Below are 20,224 nucleotides of genomic sequence, written 5' to 3'. Positions count from 1 at the left end.
TGTAGGAGCTGCCGCAGGCTGCGATCTTTTGATCTTGTAAAAGCAAAATCAAAAGATCGCAGCCTGCGGCAGCTCCTACAGGGGAGGTGGGGCAATCAAGTCAATCGCGGAAAAACACCTGCACCAGGTGATAGCCAAACTTGCTCTTGATCGGTCCGTGCACTGTGCGCAACGGTTTCTTGAAAATCACCGCATCAATCGCGCCGACCATCTGGCCCGGCCGCACTTCACCCAGATCGCCGCCGCGCTTGCCGGACGGGCAGGTCGAGTATTTCTTCGCCAGCACATCAAACGCTTCGCCCTTGGCAATGCGTTGTTTGAGCTGTTCGGCCTCTTCGGCGGTTTTCACCAGAATGTGGCGGGCTTGGGCTTTCATCGTGCGATACCTGTAACGGGGTGACGGCGGGGCGCGGGATTATGCCTCAAGTGACGGCGTTTGGTTGATCATCTCGCGGATCTTGTTCGCCAGCACTTCAATCGAAAACGGCTTGGCCACCATGTCCATGCCGTCCTCGAGAAAGCCCTGACGCTCCGCGGCTTTCTGCGCATAACCGGTCATGAACAGCACCTTCAATCCCGGGCGATGCTGGCGGGCGATTTCCGCCAGTTGCCGGCCGTTCATCCCCGGCAGACCAACGTCGGTCACCAGCAAGTCCACACGCAACTCCGATTCCAGCAGCGGCAGGGCGGCGCTGGCATCGGCCGCTTCGTGGGCGAGGTAACCCAGCTCCTTGAGCAGGTCGAGCACCAGCATGCGCACCGCTGGGTCATCTTCGACCACGACCACGGTTTCCCCGCAAGTGGCCGTCGGCGCTGCACTGAGGGTTTCCACGACTGGCCGTTCGGGCTCCAGCAGGTTCAGGCGCGGCAAGTACAGGCGCACACAGGTGCCCTGATTCGGCAAACTGTCGAGGCTGACATGGCCACCCGATTGCTGGGCGAAGCCATAAATCATCGACAGCCCGAGACCCGTGCCCTGACCAATCGGTTTGGTGGTGAAGAACGGATCGAAGGCCTTGGCGCGCACTGATGGCGTCATGCCGGTGCCGTTGTCGCTGACCGCCAGCATCAGGTAGTCGCCGGCCTTGACCGGTTCAAGGGTGGTGATGTCGTTGCCGTCGAGGTAGACGTTGGCGGTTTCGATCAGCAGTTCGCCACCGTCGGGCATGGCGTCGCGGGCGTTGATCACCAGGTTGAGCAGGGCGTTTTCCAGTTGGCTGACGTCGGTGCTGATCGGCCACACATCGTCGGCCAGGCGCAGCGTGAGTTCGATCGGGTCACCCTTGGTGCGGCGGATCAAATCTTCCAGCGAATGAATCAGTTCGTTGACGTTGAGGGTCTTGCGATCCAGCGATTGCCGACGGGAGAACGCCAGCAGGCGATGGGTCAGGGCGGCTGCACGGTTGGCCGACGACACCGCCGCTTCGGTGAAACGGCCGATTTCCTCGGCGCGGCCGTCGGCGATGTAACGCTGCATCAGGTCGAGGCTGCCGATGATCCCGGTGAGCATGTTGTTGAAGTCGTGGGCGATACCGCCGGTGAGCTGGCCGACCGCTTCCATTTTCTGCGCATGGCGCAACGCATCTTCGGCGCGCTCGCGTTCGAACATCTCGTTCTGCAGGCGCTGATTGGCCTGGGCCAGTTGTTCGGTACGGGCGCTGACTCGTTCCTCAAGGGTTTCATTGAGGTTGCGCAGTGCCTCTTCGGTCTTTTTCCGTTCACTCTCGTCGATCACGAAAATATAGAAACCGTTGACTGAGCCATCGGCGCCGTGGCGCGGCAGGTAATTCATCAGCGCATGACGGCTGCTGCCGTCACGGTGCGGGGTGTACAGGCTGAACGAGCAGGGACGCCCGGCGAGCGCCTCGGCGATGTACGGCGCGCGCAGGAAATAGGCTTCTTCGCCGATCACTTCGCGAATGGTGCGGCCATACAATTCCTGAGGCGTGAGGCCGTACCAGTCCAGATACGCGGCGTTGTTCAAGCGGAAGCGCTCTTCGTGGTCGACGTAACTGATGAGGATCGGCATCGCGTTGATGATCAGCTGCAATTCGGTCTGGCTTTGACGCAGCGCCTGCTCGGTGTGTTTGCGCTCGGTGAGGTCCAGCGCGGCGCCGAGGAAACGCACGGGTCGCCCGTGGTGGTCCTTGTAACAGCGGCCACGGGCAAACACCCAGCGCAGTTCGCCGTCGGCTTTGAGCAGCCTGTATTCCTCGGCGTATTCGGTACCGTGGGTAATGCAATGCTTGATGCTGCGGGCGATCAACGCGCGGTCTTCGGGGTGCACCCCTTGCAGGTAATCGCTGATCGGCAGTTGACTGGCCAGCGCCGGATCAATGCCGTGCAGTTGGGCGAAATGGGCATCGGCGATGAAGCGGTCTTCACCGATGTCCCAGTCCCAGGTGCCGACGGCATCGGTAGCGGCCAGCGCCAGTTGCAGGCGCTCCTCGGTGTCGCGCTGGGCCTTGAGGCTTTCTTCGGAACGACGTTGCAGTTCAAGGGCGATACGCCGGCGCTCGTTGGTTTCGATGGCTGTGACCAGAATTCCGGCCACTTGTGCATCTTCATCGCGGATGGGGCTGTAAGTCAGGTCCAGCCAGAAGTCGGACTCCTTGCCTTCGCGTTGCAGGGTAAATCGCCGTTCGCTGTAGGTGCGCACCTGGCCTTGTAGGACGGCTCGATAAATCGGGTCGGTAAAGTCCTGAAGTTCTGGCCATATCAGGTGCGCTGGCTGTCCGAAAGCGTGCGGATGCTTGCTGCCGGCGAGCATCGCGAAGCCGTTGTTGTAGATCTGCGTGAGCTGCGGCCCCCACAACAGCAGCATCGGCATCGGCGAGTGAATCACTATATCCACCGCGGTGCGCAGGCTTTGCGGCCAGGTGCCGGCGGCGCCCAGCGGAGTGCGGCTCCAGTCGATACGGGCGATCAGGGCTTGGGCGTCATCGGGGGTGGGTGCTGCGTTCATCACATCTATCCTGAGCGTCGGTCAGTGCGTTGGCATCTACTATTCTTGCACTTGCGGTAGACGCTGTATGACCCGTTACGTCACGACAGCGGGTCATTTCTGTTCATTGAATGCTTCGCGGGTGCTTATTGCCATGGAAATCGATGCACTGTTGCTCCGTCTGTCGAGCCAGCACGGCTCGGATCTGTTTCTGTCCACGGGAGCGCCACCCAGTGCGCGTATCGATGGCGTGCTGACGCCGTTCAGCGAGCAGCCATTCAAACCCGGTGAGGTCGAGGCCATCGCCAACTCCCTGATGGACGCCGAGCAGCGGCGTGAGTTCGATCGGGATCTGGAAATGAACCTGGCGATTTCCCGCACCGGTGTCGGACGTTTTCGCCTGAACATCTTCAAGCAACGCAACGATGTGTCAATCGTGATCCGCAACGTCAAACTCGATATCCCGCGCTTCGAAGACCTCAAACTGCCGCCGGTGCTGCTGGATACAGTGATGCTCAAACAAGGGCTGATCCTGTTCGTTGGCGCCACCGACTCCGGCAAGTCGACCTCGCTGGCCGCACTGATCGACCATCGCAATCGCCACAGCAGCGGGCACATCATCACCATCGAAGACCCGGTGGAGTATATCCATCGACACAAGCGCTCGATCATCAATCAACGCGAAGTCGGCGTCGATACCCGCAGTTTCCATGCGGCGCTGAAAAACACCCTGCGCCAGGCCCCGGACGTGGTGCTGATCGGTGAAATCCGTGACCGCGAAACCATGGAACATGCGCTGACGTTCGCCGATACCGGGCACCTGGTGCTGTCGACGCTGCATGCGCACAACGCCAATCAGGCGCTGGACCGCATCGTCAATCTGTTCCCCGAAGAGCGCCGCCCGCAGTTGCTGCATGCGCTGGGCAACAATCTCAAAGCGTTCGTCTCGCAACGTCTGGTGCGCACGTTGGACGGTCAGCGCCGCGCAGCGGTCGAAGTGATGCTCGGCACGCCGACCATTGCCGACCTGATCCGCCGCAACGAATTGGGCGAACTCAAAGGCATCATGGAGAAGTCCGGCGAGGTCGGCATGCAGACCTTCGACGCGGCGCTGTATGCGCTGGTGGTGGAGGGCGTGATCAATGAGGACGAAGCGCTCAAGCATGCCGATTCACAAAACAATCTGCGCCTGCGTTTGAAACTGCATGCCGAAGCGGGCCCGGCGCCCGCGCCCACCACATCAGGCGACTGGGGCTTGATGGATTAACACCTGACCCTGGTGGGGAGCGAGCTTGCTCGCGAAAGCGGTGTATCAGTCACATTACTATCGACTGCCGGGTGGCATTCGCGAGCAAGCTCGCTCCCACAGGAGGAACGTTTAGTCCGACAGCTCCGGGCGATTGCGAAACTGCTCCAGCGCTTCAGGATTGGCCAGCGCATCAGTGTTCTTCACCGGTTCGCCATGCACCACATTGCGCACCGCAAGTTCGACCACTTTGCCACTGATGGTGCGCGGAATATCGGTCACCGCGACGATCTTCGCCGGCACATGACGCGGTGTGGTATTGGCGCGGATCACTTGGCGGATCTGTAGTCGCAGGTTGTCATCGAGCTTCACGCCCTCCTGCACACGCACAAACAGCACCACGCGCACATCGTCCTGCCATTGCTGCCCGATCGCCACGCTGTCCAGCACCTGCGGGACTTTCTCGACCTGACGATAAATTTCCGCCGTACCGATGCGCACGCCGCCGGGGTTGAGCACGGCGTCGGAGCGACCGTGGATCAGCATCCCGCCGTGGGGCAATTGTTCGGCGTAATCGCCTTGGGCCCAGACGCCGGGGAACAGGCTGAAATAGGATTTGCGCAGCTTTTCGCCGTCAGGGTCGTGCCACAGACCGACGGGCATGGCCGGGAAGTGCCGGGTGCAGACCAGTTCACCTTTTTCGCCGACCACTGCAACGCCGGCGTCGTTCCACACTTCAACCGCCATGCCCAGGCTCTTGCCCATGATTTCGCCGCGGCGCACCGCCGACAGCGGGTTGCCGTTGACGAAGCACGAGACCACATCGGTGCCGCCGGACATCGACGCCAGGCACACGTCGCGCTTGAAGTCGCGGTAGACGAAGTCATAGCTCTGCGGCGACAGCGCGGAGCCCGTGCAGAGCAAGGTCTTCAGGCTACTCAGATCATGGCTTTGCACAGGCTTCAAACCACTGCTTTCCAGTGTCGCGAGAAACTTGGGGCTGGTGCCGAACACGCTGATGCGCTCGTCGTCGATCAGATCCAGCAGTCGCTCATGGCCGGGGTGAAACGGCGAGCCGTCATACAACACTACCGCGCTGCCGACCGCGAGAGCCGAGACCAGCCAGTTCCACATCATCCAGCCGCAAGTGGTGTAGTAGAACAATCGGTCACCGGGGCCGAGATCGACGTGCAGGCCATGCTCCTTGGCATGCTGCAACAGCACGCCGCCGGTGCTGTGCACGATGCATTTCGGTACGCCGGTGGTGCCGCTGGAATACAGCACGTACAGCGGGTGATTGAACGGCACCGGGACAAACCGCGGTTCGCCGCCGGGTTGGTAGAAGTCGTTCCACAACGTCACGTTGGCACGGGTGTGGAAATCCTCGGCACGGGCCTGCGCGCGAGCGTAGGGCACGATGATTAACTGCTGCAGCGATGGCAGTTGCGCGAGGATTTCGTTGACCTTGGTGGTTTGATCAATGTCTTTGCCGGCGTAACGGTAGCCGGCGCAAGTGATCAACACTTTGGGTTCGATCTGGCCGAAGCGGTCGATCACGCCGTGGGTGCCGAAGTCCGGCGACGAGCACGACCAGATCGCCCCGAGGCTGGTGGTCGCGAGCATCGCCACCAGGGTCTGCCAGGTATTGGGCATGCACGCGGCCACTCGGTCGCCGAGGCTGACACCGGCGGCTTGCAGGCTGGCCTGAAAACCGGCGACGTGCTCGGCGAGTTCGGCCCAGGTCAGTTGTTCGCGCTGGCCGTTTTCCGCCACGGCGATCACTGCGACTGCATCGTCACGACGGCGCAGCAAGTGTTCGGCAAAGTTCAGGGTCGCGCCGGGAAACCATTCGGCACTGGGCATTTGCGCGCCTTCACGCAGGATAGCGTCGGGTTGGGTGTGAAAGCGGATATCGAAGAAATCGACGATCGCCTGCCAGAACGCTTCGCGCTGATCCACGCTCCAGCGGTGCAGATCGGTGTAGCTGCTCAGCGCCAGGCCATGACGCTGATTGATATCGCGGCGGAACTGATCCATGCGCGATTGGGCGATACGCTCGGCATCGGGTTGCCAGAGGAGGTCGGACATTGGTTTGCCTCTTGTTTTGTTGTTCCAGCACACAGGTCAGCGTGCAGCACTTAATTCTGTGGCGAGGGAGCTTGCTCCCGATCGGCTGCGCAGCAGTCGTAAATTGCCGGGGGCGGCTTCGCCACCCAGCGGGAGCAAGCTCCCTCGCCACAGGGGGCTTGCGCTGTTTACTGCGCCAACCAGCCCCCATCAATATTCCACGCCGCCCCCCGCACCTGACTCCCAGCCTCACTGCACAGAAACAACACCAGTTCCCCCAGATGCTGCGGTGTGACGAATTCCAGCGACGGCTGTTTTTCCGCCAGCAAATCATGCTGCGCCTGCTGCGGATCAACGCCTTTGGCGGCGCGGTCATCGATCTGTTTCTGCACCAGCGGCGTCAACACCCAACCCGGGCAGATCGCGTTGCAGGTCACATTGCTGGTGGCCGTTTCCAACCCGACCACTTTGGTCAAACCGATTACCCCATGCTTGGCCGCCACATACGCAGCCTTACCGGTCGAACCCACCTGACCGTGTACCGAGGCAATGTTGACGATCCGCCCCCAACCCTTGGCGCGCATGCCCGGCAGACTCAGGCGGGTGCTGTGAAACACCGAGGACAGGTTGATCGCGATGATCGAATCCCAGCGCTCCACCGGAAACTCCTCCACGGCCGCCACATGCTGAATCCCGGCGTTGTTGACCAGAATGTCGACGCCGCCGAATTCGCGTTCGGCGTAAGCGATCATGTCGGCAATCTGCGCCGGATCGCTGACGTCCGCCGGGTGGTGACCGACCTTGCCGCCGAACTGGCCGACCTCGGCGATCACGCTCGAGGCATCACCGAAACCGTTGAGAATCAGGTTGGCGCCGGCCTTGGCCAGGCTCAGGGCGATGCCCAGACCGATGCCGCTGGTAGAACCGGTAACCAGTGCGGTCTTGCCCGAAAGAGTCGTCATGAATACCTCACACAATGCCAGTGGCGTAGAAAGTACCGATCACTACGAAGACCGCGAGGGTCTTGATCAGCGTAATACAGAAAATGTCTTTATAGGCTTCGCGGTGGGTCAGGCCAGTGACTGCCAGCAAGGTGATCACCGCGCCGTTATGCGGCAAGGTGTCCATGCCGCCGCTGGCCATCGCGGCCACGCGGTGCAGCACTTCCAGCGGAATGTTCGCCGCGTGCGCCGCGGCGATGAACTGCTCGGACATCGCCGCCAGCGCAATGCTCATGCCACCCGATGCCGAACCGGTGATACCCGCCAACAAGGTCACGGTAATCGCTTCGTTGACCAGTGGATTGGGGATTTGCTTGAGCCAGTCGGCCAGCACCAGGAACCCCGGCAACGAGGCGATTACCGCACCGAAACCGTATTCCGAGGCGGTGTTCATCGCCGCCAGCAATGCGCCGCTGACCGCACTTTTGCTGCCTTCGGCGAGTTTGCTGCGGATCGCCTTGAAGCCGAACACCAGCACCATCAGGATGCCGATCAGCAATGCCGCCTGCACCGCCCAGATTGCGGTGAGCTTGGCGATTTCCGTGGTTACCGGCGTGGCCATGCCGGGCAGCGCGAGGCTGTGGGTCTTGCCGTACCACTGCGGAATCCACTGGGTGAACAGCAGGTTCATGATGCCCACCGCCAGCAGCGGTGAGAGGGCGATCCATGGATTCGGCAGTTTCAGGTCTTCGGCGGTTTCCGGTTCGTTACGCAGTTCGGTGCCATAGCCCTCACCAGCCCGCTGGGCCTTGTTGCGTTGGCGCTGCAAGAACAGCATGCCGACGCAGAACACGAAAATCGTGCCGATCACGCCCAGCCACGGCGCGGCCCATGCGGTGGTGTTGAAGAACGTGCTGGGGATGATGTTCTGAATCTGCGGCGTACCGGGCAGGGCGTCCATGGTGAACGAGAACGCGCCGAGGGCGATGGTCGCCGGGATCAGGCGCTTGGGGATGTTGCTCTGGCGGAACATTTCCGCGGCAAACGGATACACCGCGAATACCACCACGAACAACGACACGCCGCCGTAGGTGAGCAGGGCGCAGACCAGCACGATCACCAGCATCGCCTGACGGGTGCCGAGCAAGCGAATCGCTGCGGCCACGATCGAACGGGAGAACCCCGACAACTCGATCAACTTGCCGAACACGGCGCCGAGCAGGAATACCGGGAAATACAGTTTGATGAAACCGACCATTTTCTCCATGAATACCCCGGTGAAGGCAGGGGCGACGGCGGAGGGGTCGGTCAGCAGGACAGCGCCGAGGGCGGCAATCGGGGCGAAGAGAATGACGCTGTAGCCACGGTAGGCGGCGAGCATCAGCAGCGCAAGGGCTGCCAAGGCAATGATCACACTCATGGAGTGTCTCCAGGGATTGTTATTTTTGTGGGTGTTGCGGGTGCAGGAGAGGCGTTAGCGAGATCTGTGCCAGATATTCAACTTGTTGAAATATAAGGTTTTTATAGAGTTTTTCGATCAGCTATTCGAAGCAATGTCTCGATAGTGAGACTTTTTTTGAGGCGAAAAGATCGCAGCCTTCGGCAGCTCCTACATGGGATTTTCGTATCAACCCTGTAGGAGCTGCCGAAGGCTGCGATCTTTTGATCTTGAAGTGAATGTCTCGCTAACGAGACTACATCTCTTTATTGAGACTCTGCGATGCCCAAGGCCAGCATCTTCTTGTACAGCGTCGACCGCCCCAGCCCCAGACGAGCCGCCGCCTCCGGCACCTTGCCCGCACATTGCGCGAGCGCCGACTGGATCAGTTGCCGGTCAAACCGCTGCCGCGCCTGGGCAAAACTCTCTTCCGCCAACGGCTCCAGCGTCGGCACCGATGGGCGCTCCACCGGGGTAAAGGTGCCAATGGCCGCGCGAATATCCTCGTCGGTGAGAACCAGGTCATCGCTGAGCAGCGCTGCGCGTTCCAGCACGTTGCGCAATTCACGAATGTTTCCCGGCCACGCATGTTGTCCAAGCAACTCCAGCGCTGTACGGCTCAGCTCATGCTGGCTGCGCAACTCTTCAAGGATCGCTTCGCTGAGCGCCGGCAAGTCATCGAGACGTTCGCGCAGCGGCGGAACATGGATGGGCAGCACGTTGAGGCGGTAATACAGGTCGGCGCGGAACTCACCGCGCTTGATCGCCGCTTGCAGATCGGTCGACGTCGCTGCGATCACCCGTACATCGCTCTGGATCACGTCGTTGGAGCCAACCGGTTCGAATTCCTTTTCCTGCAATACCCGCAGCAGTTTGCTTTGCAGCGGTAACGGCATGTCGCCAATCTCGTCGAGAAACAGCGTCCCGCCCTGAGCAATCTGCAACTTGCCGGTACGCCCCTTGCGATCAGCGCCGGTAAACGCGCCAGGTGCAGTGCCGAAGAACTCGGCTTCCAGCAGCGCTTCGGGAATCGCCGCGCTGTTGATGCTGACGAACGCCTTGTGCGCCCGGGGCGAGGCGCTGTGAATCGCTTGAGCCAGCAACTCCTTGCCGGTGCCGGTTTCGCCGAGCAGCAACACGGGTGATTCGGTGCTGGCACTACGGCGGGCGCGGCGTTTGACGTCGAGGCTGGCGCTGCTGGTGCCGATGAAATGGGCGAAGTTGTATTTGGTCTGCCGGGCCCGCAGCAGCGAGCGGGTCGAGGCCAGCTCTTCCTGCATGCTCAGGTAGCGCTTGAGCATCGGCGACAGCGTGCGCAACTCATCGAACAGGGCAAAACCGATAGCGCCAATCACCGCGCCGGCGTCGTCGTGGATCGGCAGGCGCATGACCACCAACGGCTCTTTTGGCGTGTCCTGCATGTCCAGCAGAATGGGGCGGCCGGTACGCACCACTTCACGCAGCAGGCTGCCGGGGATCACGCTTTCGCAGGGTTTGCCGATGGCTTTTTTCGCCGACTCCAGCCCAAAACGCCGGGCATAGCGCTCGTTCATCCAGACGATATTGGCATCGCGATCGACAATCACCGTGCCTTCGCTGGACTGCTCGATGATCTCGAACAGCGAGCGGATCGCCAGCGTGCGCACGCGTTGGTAGTCCTTGAGGCTTTCGGTGGTGTTCATGGGTGAGTTGATCCGGAGTTTGGGTTGTCTGTTCGGGCCTCTTCGCTGGCAAGCCAGCTCCCACAGGTTTCTCTGGGGTACCCCATATTTGGGTACAACCCGAATCCCTGTGGGAGCTGGCTTGCCAGCGAAGGTCGCGACCCGGTATCAAGGCAAGCGCCGATTATGCCTACCCCGGATGCGCCGCTGCCAACAGCTCTTTGGTGTAAGGGTGCTGCGGCGAGTCGAACACTTCGTGACTGGCGCCGCGCTCGACCACCTTGCCGTCCTTGATCACGATCATGTCGTGCGCCAGCGCCCGTACCACCGCCAGATCGTGACTGATGAACAGGTAGGTCAGGCCGTGTTTTTCCTGAAGGTCGCGCAGCAGGGCGACCACCTGCTTCTGTACGGTCCGATCGAGCGCCGAGGTCGGCTCATCGAGCAGGATCAGCGCCGGCTTCAGCACCAGGGCCCGGGCGATAGCGATGCGCTGGCGTTGACCGCCGGAAAATTCGTGCGGATAGCGATGACGACTTTCCGGATCGAGACCTACTTCCTTGAGCACGCGGATCACCTGGGCATCGCACTCTTCGGCGCTGGACTGACAATGCACCTCCAGCCCCTCGCTGATGATCTGCGCCACCGACATCCGTGGGCTGAGACTGCCGAACGGGTCCTGGAACACTACCTGCATCTGCCGGCGCCACGGCCGCAACTGCTTCTGGTCGAGGCCATCAAGGGCGGTGCCCTGAAAGCGAATGCTGCCCTCGGAATCGAGCAGCCGCAGAATCGCCTGGCCCAGGGTCGATTTCCCCGAGCCGGATTCGCCGACAATGCCCAGGGTCTTGCCGCGCTGGATATTCAGGCTGATGCCGTCCACTGCACGCAGGTATTGCTTGCGCTGGAACAGCCCGCCACCGACGACGAACTCGACGCGCAGATCATCGACTTCCAGCACGTTCTCGCGTTCGTCCCGGGGCAGGGCTTCGCCTTCCGGCTCGGCGTTGAGCAGCACGCAGCTGTAGGGATGCTTTGGCTCGGTAAACAGGGTTTCGCACGGCGCCTGCTCGACGATTTCACCCGCCTTCATCACGCACACCCGTTGCGCGATGCTGCGCACCAGATTGAGGTCGTGACTGATCAGCAGCAGCGACATGCCCAAGCGCTGCTGCAAGGATTTGAGCAGCAGCAGGATCTTGCGCTGCACCGTCACATCCAGTGCCGTGGTTGGCTCGTCGGCAATCAGCAGTTCCGGCTCGCAGGCCAGGGCCATGGCGATCATCACCCGTTGCCGCTGACCACCGGACAGCTGATGCGGATAGGCTTTGAGGCGCTCTTTGGGTTTTTGAATACCCACCAGTTCCAGCAGTTCCAGAATGCGTTGTTGCGCTGCTTTACCGCCCAGGCCGCGATGCACCAGCAGCGTTTCGCCGATCTGTTTTTCAATGGTGTGCAGCGGGTTGAGCGAGGTCATCGGTTCCTGAAAGATCATCGCGATGCGGTTGCCGCGCAGTTCCCGCAGTACCTTCGGATCGGCACCGAGCAGTTCCTGGCCGCGATAGAGAATGCTGCCAGTGGTTTGCGCATCACTTTCGGGGAGCAATTGCAGAATCGAATGTGCGGTCACCGACTTGCCCGAGCCCGATTCACCTACCAGTGCCAGGCACTCGCCGGGGCGAATGTCCAGGCACAGGTTGCGCACTGCCGGCTGGCCATGGAAGGCGACATTGAGGTCACGGATTTCGATCAGGTTATCAGTCATGGTCACACTTCAGGATCGAGGGTCGAACGCGTCACGTAACGCTTCGCCGATGAACACCAGTAAAGAAAGAATCAGCGCCAGGGTGAAAAACGCCGTCAGCCCGAGCCACGGTGCTTGCAGGTTCTGTTTGCCCTGACCGATCAGTTCGCCCAGCGAAGCGCTGCCGGCGGGCATGCCGAAACCAAGGAAGTCGAGGGCGGTGAGGGTGGAAATCGCTCCGGTCAGAATGAACGGCAGGTAACTCAGCGTTGCGTTCATCGCATTGGGCAGGATGTGCCGGACAATCACCTTGCGGTCGCTCAGGCCCAGGGCGCGAGCGGCTTTGACGTATTCCAGGTTGCGCCCGCGCAGAAACTCGGCGCGCACCACATCCACCAGCGCCAGCCAGGAAAACAGCGCCATGATCCCCAGCAGCCACCAGAAATTCGGCTCGACGAAACCCGACAGGATAATCAGCAGATACAACACCGGTAACCCGGTCCAGACTTCCAGCAGGCGTTGCCCGAGCAAATCGACCCAGCCGCCGTAATAGCCTTGCAGGGCCCCGGCGGCAATCCCGATCAGTGCACTGATGGCGGTGAGCATCAAGGCAAACAGGATCGACACCCGGGCGCCGAAAATCACCCGCGCCAACACATCGCGCGCTTGATCGTCAGTGCCCAGCCAGTTGACCTTGGAAGGCGGGCTCGGCGCAGGTTGATTGAGGTCGTAGTTGGGCGTGTCGTCGCTGAACGGAATCGGCGGAAACAGCAGCCAGCCACCGTCCTTGCGGATCAGGTTCTGCACGTAATCACTGCGATAATCGGCCTGGAACGGCAGCTGGCCGCCAAATTCCTGCTCGGTGTAACGCTTGAACACCGGGAAGTAGAGCTGGCCCTGATAGTTGACCACCAACGGTTTGTCGTTGGCGATCAGTTCACCGCCCAGCGTTACCACGAACAGTCCGATGAACAGCCACAGCGACCACCAGCCTCGGCGGTTTTTCTTGAAGCGTGCGAAACGGCGTCGGCCCAGGGGCGAGAGCTTGAACATCAGGCGTTCCTCGCGGCGAAGTCGATACGCGGATCGACCAGGGTGTAGCACAGGTCGCCGATCAGTTTTATCAAGAGTCCGAACAGGGTGAAGATGAACAGCGAACCGAATACGACCGGGTAGTCTCGGGAAACCGCCGCTTCGTAACTCATGCGGCCGAGGCCGTCGAGGGAGAAGATCACTTCGATCAGCAGCGATCCGGCAAAGAACACACTGATGAACGCCTGTGGAATCCCCGAGACCACCAGCAGCATCGCGTTGCGAAACACGTGACCGTAGAGCACGCGGCGCTCGCTCAGGCCTTTGGCGCGGGCGGTGACCACATACTGGCGGGTGATTTCATTGAGGAACGAGTTCTTGGTGAGGATCGTCAGCGTGGCGAAACCGCCGATCACCAGCGCCGTCACCGGCAACACCAGGTGCCAGAAATAATCGGCAATCTTGCCCAGGGTCGACAGCGATTCGAAGTTGTCCGAGACCAGTCCGCGCACCGGAAACCAGTTCAGCGAGGTGCCGCCGGCAAACACCACGATCAGAAACATCGCAAACAGAAACGCCGGCATCGCATAGCCGATGATGATCGCGGTGCTGCTCCAGATATCGAAATGGCTGCCGTGATGCACGGCCTTGCGAATGCCCAGCGGGATCGACACCAGATAGGTGATCAGTGTCGCCCACAGGCCGAGGGAAATGGTCACCGGCATTTTTTCCAGAATCAGATCGGTGACGGTGGCGCCGCGGAAAAAGCTTTTGCCGAAGTCCAGCTGCGCGTAGTTCTTCAGCATCAGCCACAAGCGTTCATGCGCCGGCTTGTCGAAACCGTACTGTTTTTCGATGTCCTTGATCAGTTGCGGGTCGAGGCCACGGCTGGCACGCGAAGTGCTGCTCATGGTCTCGCTGGCACTGCCGCCGACGCTCGTTCCGCCGATGCCTTGCAGATGCGCGATGGCCTGTTCGACCGGGCCGCCGGGGGCCGCCTGGATGATCACGAAATTCACCAGCAGGATGATCACCAGCGTCGGAATGATCAGCAGCAAGCGCCGCAGAATGTAAGCCCACATCAGTGCGGTCCTCCGGGTCTGCCACGACCGATTTTTTCGGCGGTCATCTGCTGGTTGGTCAGCGGCGTGCTGCTGATTTCCCACCAACTCTCGATGGCTTCGTCATTGCTGGCTTGTGTCGCCGGCATGCCGAACCGGTTCCACCAGACGGTAGAGGTGCCCGGCGGGTAATAGTTGGGAATCCAGTAGTAGTTCCATTGCAACACCCGATCCAGCGCGTGGGCGTAGTGCAGCATGTCGCTCTGGGTCGAGGCGCGGATCAGGCCGTTGATCAAGGTGTCGACTGCGGGATTCTTCAGCACCATGTAGTTGTTGGCGCCGGGGTCGTTGGCCGAAATCGAGCCGAAGTAGTTCAGCAACTCGCCCCCCGGAGATGTGCTGACCGGGTAGCCGGTGACGATCATGTCGTAGTCGCGGCTCATCAGGCGATTGACGTATTGCGAGGAGTCGATGCGGCGGATATTCAGGTCGATGCCGATCTGTTTCAGCGTGCGTTTGTAAGGCAGCAGCAGGCGATCCATGCCGTTCTGGCTGACCAGAAAGGTGAAACTCAGCGGTTCGCCCTCGGCGTTGACCAGTTGGTCGCCATCGGGGTTCCAGCCTGCCTGTTCGAGCAACTCCAGAGCCTGCAACTGTTTATCGCGGATCAAGCCGCTACCGTCGGTTTTCGGCGCCTCGAAGACCTGGGTGAAGACCTCGTCGGGAACCTGCCCGCGCAGCGGCTCAAGGATTTTCAGCTCCGCCGCATCCGGCAGCTCGCGGGCGGCCAGGGCGGTGTTGGAGAAATAGCTCTGCTGGCGGATGTACATGTTGCGCATCATCTGCCGGTTGCTCCACTCGAAATCCCAGAGCATCGCCAGTGCCTGACGCACCCGACGATCCTGGAACATCGGTTTCTGCAGGTTAAACACGAAGCCCTGTGCCGATTGCGGGGCCTCGGTGGCCAGGTGGGCTTTCTGCAAGCGGCCGTCACTCAGCGCCGGGCTGTCGTAACCGATCGAATAGCCGGTGGCGGAAAACTCGCGATTGTAATCATAGGCGCCGCCGCGCAGCACCTGGCGTGCGACATCGGTGTCGCCGAAATACTCGATGCTGAAGTGATCGAAGTTGTACAGGCCGCGACTGACCGGCAGGTCCTTGCCCCACCAGTCGGGATTGCGCTCGAATGTGATGCTGCGCCCGGAGTCGACCTTGCCCACCCGATACGGGCCGCTGCCCAGCGGGGGTTCATAGCCGCCGCCACCGGCGAAGTCGCGGGTTTTCCACCAATGCTCGGGAAACACCGGCAGGGTGGCGATGTCCAGCGGCAAGGTGCGGTTCTCGTTGCTCTTGAAGTCGAAGCGCACGGTCAGCGGCGCTTCCACTTCGACACCTTTGACATCGGCGAACTGCGTGCGATAGCGCAGGCTGCCCTGGGTCATCAGCAAGTCATAGGTGTAGCGCACGTCTTCGGCAGTGATCGGCGTGCCGTCGGCGAAACGCGCCTGGGGGTTGATGAAAAAGCGCAGGGACAGGCCGTCCTCTGAACGTTCCATTTTTTGTGCCACCAGGCCATAGACGGTGTAAGGCTCGTCCATCGAACGCTGGGCCAACGGCGAATAGAGCATGCCGTCAATCTGGGTGACGCCGATGCCCTTATCGATATAAGGCAGGATGTGATCGAAATGCCCGATCTCTATCGCCGAGCGGCGCATGGTGCCGCCCTTGGGCGCCTGCGGGTTGGTGTAGTCGAAGTGGCTGAAACCGGCCGGGTATTTGGCCGGTTCGCCATAGACGGTCAACGCGTGTTGCGGGGTGGCGTCCACACCGACGGCGCCCAACAACAGGGCCACGGCAGTGAACAGCAGAGAAGGGAAAGCCAGTCGCATTGTCAGCCTTAAAGCCGGGTGATCGATAAGCGCAATTTGTACGCGAGCGGCGCGTCAGTCGCCAGCCGTATCCTGTAACCAAAACACAACGGCCCACCAGAAGGCGGGCCGTTGGGGCAGCAATCAGGCGACGGATCAGTCCTGGCGGCTGGTGACTTCGAGCAAGTGATAACCGAACTGGGTCTTCACCGGGCCTTGCACGACGTTGATCGGCGCGCTGAAGACCACGGTGTCGAACTCCTTGACCATCTGGCCAGGACCGAAAGAACCCAGGTCGCCGCCCTGACGACTGGACGGACAGGTGGAGTTGGCCTTGGCGACTTCGGCGAAATCAGCACCGCCTTCGATCTGGGCCTTGAGTTCGTTGCACTTGTCTTCGCTGGAAACCAGGATGTGGCGGGCAGTGGCTTTAGCCATGGGGAAAATCTCCAATCTATTTCAGTAAAGTGTGGAGCCTACCGGAATCAGTAAGCGATTTCTCGGCAAAGTTCCGCTCGGTGCGCTGGCGCACGCTTACAGCTGCGCAGCCCGCAGGCGAGCAGCATGCTCGACGTAGAGGGCGATCGGATCCTGGCCGGTTTTTTTCACTCCGTCGGTTCGACGCAGACTGCCCAGGTGGCTGAAAGGATAGTCGGAGCGGATGACCCGGCCCAGATGGGAACTGTAGCGTCCCACGAAGCCATCGTTCTGTCCGGCCTCAGCGACAAAATGCTCTGATAATCCCCGGCAGACGATATGCACCGGATCAAGTGCCTGCAATAAGTTGTCCTGCAGCGTGCCGCTCCAGGAATAGTAGTGAACGTCATTGACCCGCTCCGCACCCTGGCCGCCCCAGCTGGAAGGCAGACCTTGCGGGTACTTTCTGTTGAATTGCCCAACACCTGCGGTCGTCAGGGCATTGAGTGCAGCGACAGCGTTCTGCGGCAGGCCCGGTTGCCCGCTGAGCAGCGAGAGGAAGCGGGCAAACTGTGTTGCAGCGTGCTCCGCCACCTGCTCCGGCAGGCCACCCGGTATCAGGGCCTGGCGTAAGGCGTCAGCCAGTTCCGAACCGTGATTGGGGCCACTTACCGACGTGACCGAGGCGACTTTCTCCGGTGCCAGCGCAGCGGCGTAACGGCACGCCAGCGCGCCCTGGCTATGCCCGATCAGGTTGACCTTGCCGGCTCCTGTTCCTCGCAGAACGCTTTCGATCTGGAACATCAATTGCTGGCCGCGTACTTCGTTGTCATGGGTCGCAGACAGCTGCGGCACAAACACTTGGCCGCCTGCTTCCCTCAGCGCTTGCTTGACATCATGAAAAAGCTCGAAATGGCCGATACGGTCAAACCCGAACAGGCCATGGACCAAAAGGATGGGGTAGCGGGTTGTCGCATTCCGTTGCATGTTTCTGCCTCTTTCTGCAGATGCTTGTCAGTGGTTGGTGCGTGCCACTGTAAAACAGGCCTGCGGGTCGGCGATGTCTGAAAGCTCCTCGGTACTGAAAGGAAACTGGACTAAAAGTGGTACGAATATTCGCTTCTGCTTGAGGGGGTAGTCGGAACATTTGGCAATCTTTTGAGCGGTATCGCTTGATTCTGCTTCGTATGCCTACGTCATGCGGTGCATTTACCCTGCTGATGGGAGGCATTGTGCTGACTTCTGGCGATTGCTGGATGGTGTTCAATGGAGTTCGTTCGACGCTGCCTTCATGGCGGCGTTTTATCCAAGGAATGGAGCTACGAATGTCTATATACGAAGTCAACGGCGACGCCTCTGTGGCGACCGCGTCAAATACCTCTCCCGTAGCGGATGACTCCGGTGGACGCGGTCTTCTGAGTTTGAAGGTGGACGGCGAGAACTTCGAGTTCTGCTATCGACCTGCGTCTGCACCGGCACCCGCTCCAGTCTCGTGGCTGCCTGCGCCCATGATTGAAGTGATGGAGGGCGGAATGCTTGATCCCACACTGAACCAGGCATTCGTCAGGGTTGCGCCTTACCCGAATATGGTGTGCGGCGACAAACTTGTGCTGCACTGGCAAGGGCTGGATGACGAAGGCTTGTCCTACATCCACGAAATCACTCGCACGGTCAGTGAAGGCCAGGTGGGGCAGGAACTTGTCTTTGTCGTGAAGGGATTGCACATAGCAGCGCTGGAGCGTGGCTCACTGGAGGTTTTCTGGACGCTGTACAGCGTCGCGCTGCCGGAGCCGCTGTCATCCAGGCGCTTGCAGCTGGATGTGGGCGATCCGGAACCCGATCTGCTGGCGCCGATCCTTGAAGAGACGGTGGGTGGGACGCTTGATCCGGACCGTGTTCCGCAAGGGACTGGCGTGATCGTGCGACCTTACGCCCGGATGGCTGTCGGGGACCGAGTCATCCTGTCCTGGCAAGGTGTCGAAGGACTGCCGGTGATCAATGATGTAATGCTCGTAGAACAGTTTGCTGTGGGCGAAGCGCTGTCTTTCTGGATACCCGCGCATTGCATCGCCCCACATCGCATGCACGAGGTGAGCGTCAGCTACCGGGTAGAGTCAGGCTCGGCTCAGATAAGGCAGTCTGCAAGACTGCGCGTTCTGATCGCACCCTTGATGCGAGGTGATCTTGCAGCTCCGCAGGTACTGGAGGCGCAAGACGGCGAGCTGGAGGTAGTGGATGCCGAGGATGGCATTACCGTGGTGATCGACAATGCCCAGGCTGAGGAGGGGGAGCTGGTTTACTTGAAATGTGATGGTGAGTATTTCAGTCATCGCGATGATCGGGATATCACCCGGGAAACCGCAGGCCAGCCCGTGGTATTCATCGTGCCTTACCGTTTCTGGCGAGAGCATCGGGAAACTGTGGTGCAGGTGTCGTATTCGGTGGAACGGCTGGATGATGTCAGCCAGGCCTCTGAGGTGACCCGTATCCGGGTGCGGGCATAACCTGTGGTGAAAGCTGAACGATGATTCAGCCTTTGCGGGATTTTGACAATCCCGCAAAGGCTGTTCAGCTCATCAGGCTCGAAGACGTTCGGCTGCGTTCGATAGCAACAGCTCTGTCGCACTGAACCCAAGGCAACCATCGGTCACCGACACGCCGTAACGCAGGGCGGGGCCTAGAGGCTGGCAGCCTTCGAACAGGTGGGACTCAATCATCATCCCGATCAAGGAACGATCCCCCTGCAGACGCTGTTCGAGCACCGCATTGAACACCTCGGGCTGGCGCAGAGGATCCTTGCCGCTGTTGGCGTGGCTGCAGTCAACCATGATCCGCGCCGGAATCTTCAGGCGTTTCAAGTCGGCACGGACCTGGGCAATGCTTTCGTGACCGTAGTTCGGGCCGTGATGGCCACCACGCAGCACCATGTGTGTGTCAGGGTTGCCCGGGGTCTGAATGATCGCCGGGTGCCCCTGGCTGTCGACACCAAAGTGTCGATGCGGGTGGGCTGCTGAGCGCATGGCATCGACAGCTACAGCGACGCCGCCGTCAGTGCCGTTCTTGAAGCCGACGGGCATGTTCAGACCACTGGCCATTTCCCGGTGGATCTGCGATTCGGTGGTGCGTGCACCGATGGCAACCCAACTGAGCAGGTCGTCGAAGTAGCCGGCAGCCATGGGCTGCAGGAGTTCGGTAGCGACAGGCAAGCCCAGGCGGATCATCTCGATCATCAATTCGCGCGACAGGGTCAGGCCCGCAGCCATGTCGTCGCTGCCATCCAGATGCGGGTCGTAGGCCAGACCTTTCCAGCCGACGGTGGTCCGTGGTTTTTCGACGTAAGCGCGCATCACCAGCAGCATCTCGTCGCTGACTTGATGTGCGAGGCGGGAAAGCTTTTCGGCGTATTCGAGTGCGGAGCGCGGGTCATGAATCGAGCAAGGGCCGACGACGACCAGCAGGCGATGGTCTTCGCCATTGAGAATCGCGCGGACCGCCTGGCGATGGGCTGCGACTTGCTGGGCGAGGGCATTGCTCAGGGGCAATTGCTGTTTGAGTTGCAACGCGCTGGGCAGACGCAGGGTCAGCGCTTCGTTGGCAGAATCGAGGGTGGACAGTGGCAGAGCAGAAACAGACGAGTTCATATTCAGGATTCCTGGGCTGGTGGCGGGTGCTTCCCGCTCACTCGGCCCTACTGGGGTGTTCGACAATTGGCCGTATTGGCTGCGTGTGTGTGCTTGCCACCTGTGGGTGACCGATCGGAGGCGGCAGGCTGTCCCGAGCGGAGGCTGCTAAATCGCCAGGCGCT

Annotated in this window: 15 protein-coding genes; 2 read left to right on the top strand and 13 right to left on the bottom strand. The window is 60.7% G+C overall.

Going from position 1 to position 20,224, the window contains the following annotated elements; all coding sequences use genetic code 11:
- Positions 1-100: 100 nt before the first annotated feature.
- Positions 101-376 (bottom strand): peptidylprolyl isomerase, encoded by a 276-nt coding sequence (locus AC193Q_RS07700; RefSeq protein WP_003225447.1) that lies wholly within the window; start codon positions 374-376, stop codon positions 101-103.
- Between the two features lie 39 nt (positions 377-415).
- Positions 416-2,965: a PAS domain-containing hybrid sensor histidine kinase/response regulator gene (locus AC193Q_RS07695; RefSeq protein WP_095669051.1), complete on the bottom strand. Its 2,550-nt coding sequence runs from the start codon at positions 2,963-2,965 to the stop codon at positions 416-418.
- Positions 2,966-3,098: 133 nt separating this feature from the next.
- Between AC193Q_RS07695 and AC193Q_RS07690 the strand changes: the two genes are divergently transcribed.
- Complete coding sequence (locus tag AC193Q_RS07690; RefSeq protein ID WP_121185774.1) at positions 3,099-4,211, top strand: PilT/PilU family type 4a pilus ATPase; 1,113 nt, start codon at positions 3,099-3,101, stop codon at positions 4,209-4,211.
- Between the two features lie 111 nt (positions 4,212-4,322).
- Here AC193Q_RS07690 and AC193Q_RS07685 read toward each other — a convergent pair whose 3' ends face one another.
- The 10 genes from AC193Q_RS07685 to AC193Q_RS07640 form a co-directional block, all read right to left on the bottom strand.
- A complete protein-coding gene (locus AC193Q_RS07685) occupies positions 4,323-6,278 on the bottom strand; it encodes an acetoacetate--CoA ligase (RefSeq protein ID WP_121185772.1) in 1,956 nt (651 codons plus the stop codon).
- A gap of 167 nt (positions 6,279-6,445) precedes the next feature.
- On the bottom strand, positions 6,446-7,219 hold the full coding sequence (hbdH, locus tag AC193Q_RS07680) for a 3-hydroxybutyrate dehydrogenase (protein ID WP_047294787.1): 774 nt from the start codon (positions 7,217-7,219) through the stop codon (positions 6,446-6,448).
- Between the two features lie 7 nt (positions 7,220-7,226).
- The gene (locus AC193Q_RS07675) at positions 7,227-8,618 is read right to left on the bottom strand and encodes a GntP family permease (RefSeq protein ID WP_047294785.1); all 1,392 of its coding nucleotides are present in this window, start codon (positions 8,616-8,618) and stop codon (positions 7,227-7,229) included.
- 284 nt (positions 8,619-8,902) lie between these two features.
- Positions 8,903-10,318, bottom strand: a complete 1,416-nt coding sequence (locus AC193Q_RS07670) for a sigma 54-interacting transcriptional regulator (RefSeq protein ID WP_121185770.1) — start codon at positions 10,316-10,318, stop codon at positions 8,903-8,905.
- A gap of 169 nt (positions 10,319-10,487) precedes the next feature.
- The gene (locus AC193Q_RS07665; protein WP_121185768.1) at positions 10,488-12,062 is read right to left on the bottom strand and encodes an ABC transporter ATP-binding protein; all 1,575 of its coding nucleotides are present in this window, start codon (positions 12,060-12,062) and stop codon (positions 10,488-10,490) included.
- Between the two features lie 9 nt (positions 12,063-12,071).
- Complete coding sequence (locus AC193Q_RS07660; RefSeq protein WP_121185766.1) at positions 12,072-13,094, bottom strand: ABC transporter permease; 1,023 nt, start codon at positions 13,092-13,094, stop codon at positions 12,072-12,074.
- On the bottom strand, positions 13,094-14,155 hold the full coding sequence (locus tag AC193Q_RS07655; protein WP_047294779.1) for a microcin C ABC transporter permease YejB: 1,062 nt from the start codon (positions 14,153-14,155) through the stop codon (positions 13,094-13,096). Before AC193Q_RS07655 ends, AC193Q_RS07660 begins: the two co-directional genes overlap by 1 nt.
- The gene (locus AC193Q_RS07650; protein WP_483879393.1) at positions 14,155-16,023 is read right to left on the bottom strand and encodes an extracellular solute-binding protein; all 1,869 of its coding nucleotides are present in this window, start codon (positions 16,021-16,023) and stop codon (positions 14,155-14,157) included. The genes AC193Q_RS07655 and AC193Q_RS07650 overlap by 1 nt, the downstream gene beginning before the upstream one ends.
- Before the next feature lie 135 nt (positions 16,024-16,158).
- Positions 16,159-16,440 (bottom strand): peptidylprolyl isomerase, encoded by a 282-nt coding sequence (locus AC193Q_RS07645; protein WP_007912303.1) that lies wholly within the window; start codon positions 16,438-16,440, stop codon positions 16,159-16,161.
- 96 nt (positions 16,441-16,536) lie between these two features.
- Positions 16,537-17,406 carry an esterase/lipase family protein gene (locus AC193Q_RS07640; protein WP_121185762.1) on the bottom strand — a complete coding sequence of 290 codons (870 nt, stop codon included), beginning with the start codon at positions 17,404-17,406 and terminating at the stop codon, positions 16,537-16,539.
- A gap of 338 nt (positions 17,407-17,744) precedes the next feature.
- Here AC193Q_RS07640 and AC193Q_RS07635 point away from each other — a divergent pair, with 338 nt between their 5' ends.
- On the top strand, positions 17,745-18,923 hold the full coding sequence (locus AC193Q_RS07635) for a hypothetical protein (protein ID WP_121185760.1): 1,179 nt from the start codon (positions 17,745-17,747) through the stop codon (positions 18,921-18,923).
- Between the two features lie 72 nt (positions 18,924-18,995).
- On the opposite strand, the gene AC193Q_RS07630 is transcribed toward AC193Q_RS07635, so the two are convergent.
- Entirely contained in the window at positions 18,996-20,060 is a 1,065-nt protein-coding gene (locus AC193Q_RS07630) for a 3-deoxy-7-phosphoheptulonate synthase (protein ID WP_047294773.1), read from the bottom strand.
- Positions 20,061-20,224 lie beyond the last annotated feature (164 nt).

Source organism: Pseudomonas sp. F2, assembly GCF_057174385.1.
The sequence above is the reverse complement of the archived record's forward strand: the minus strand, read 5'-3'. Positions and strand labels throughout refer to the sequence as shown.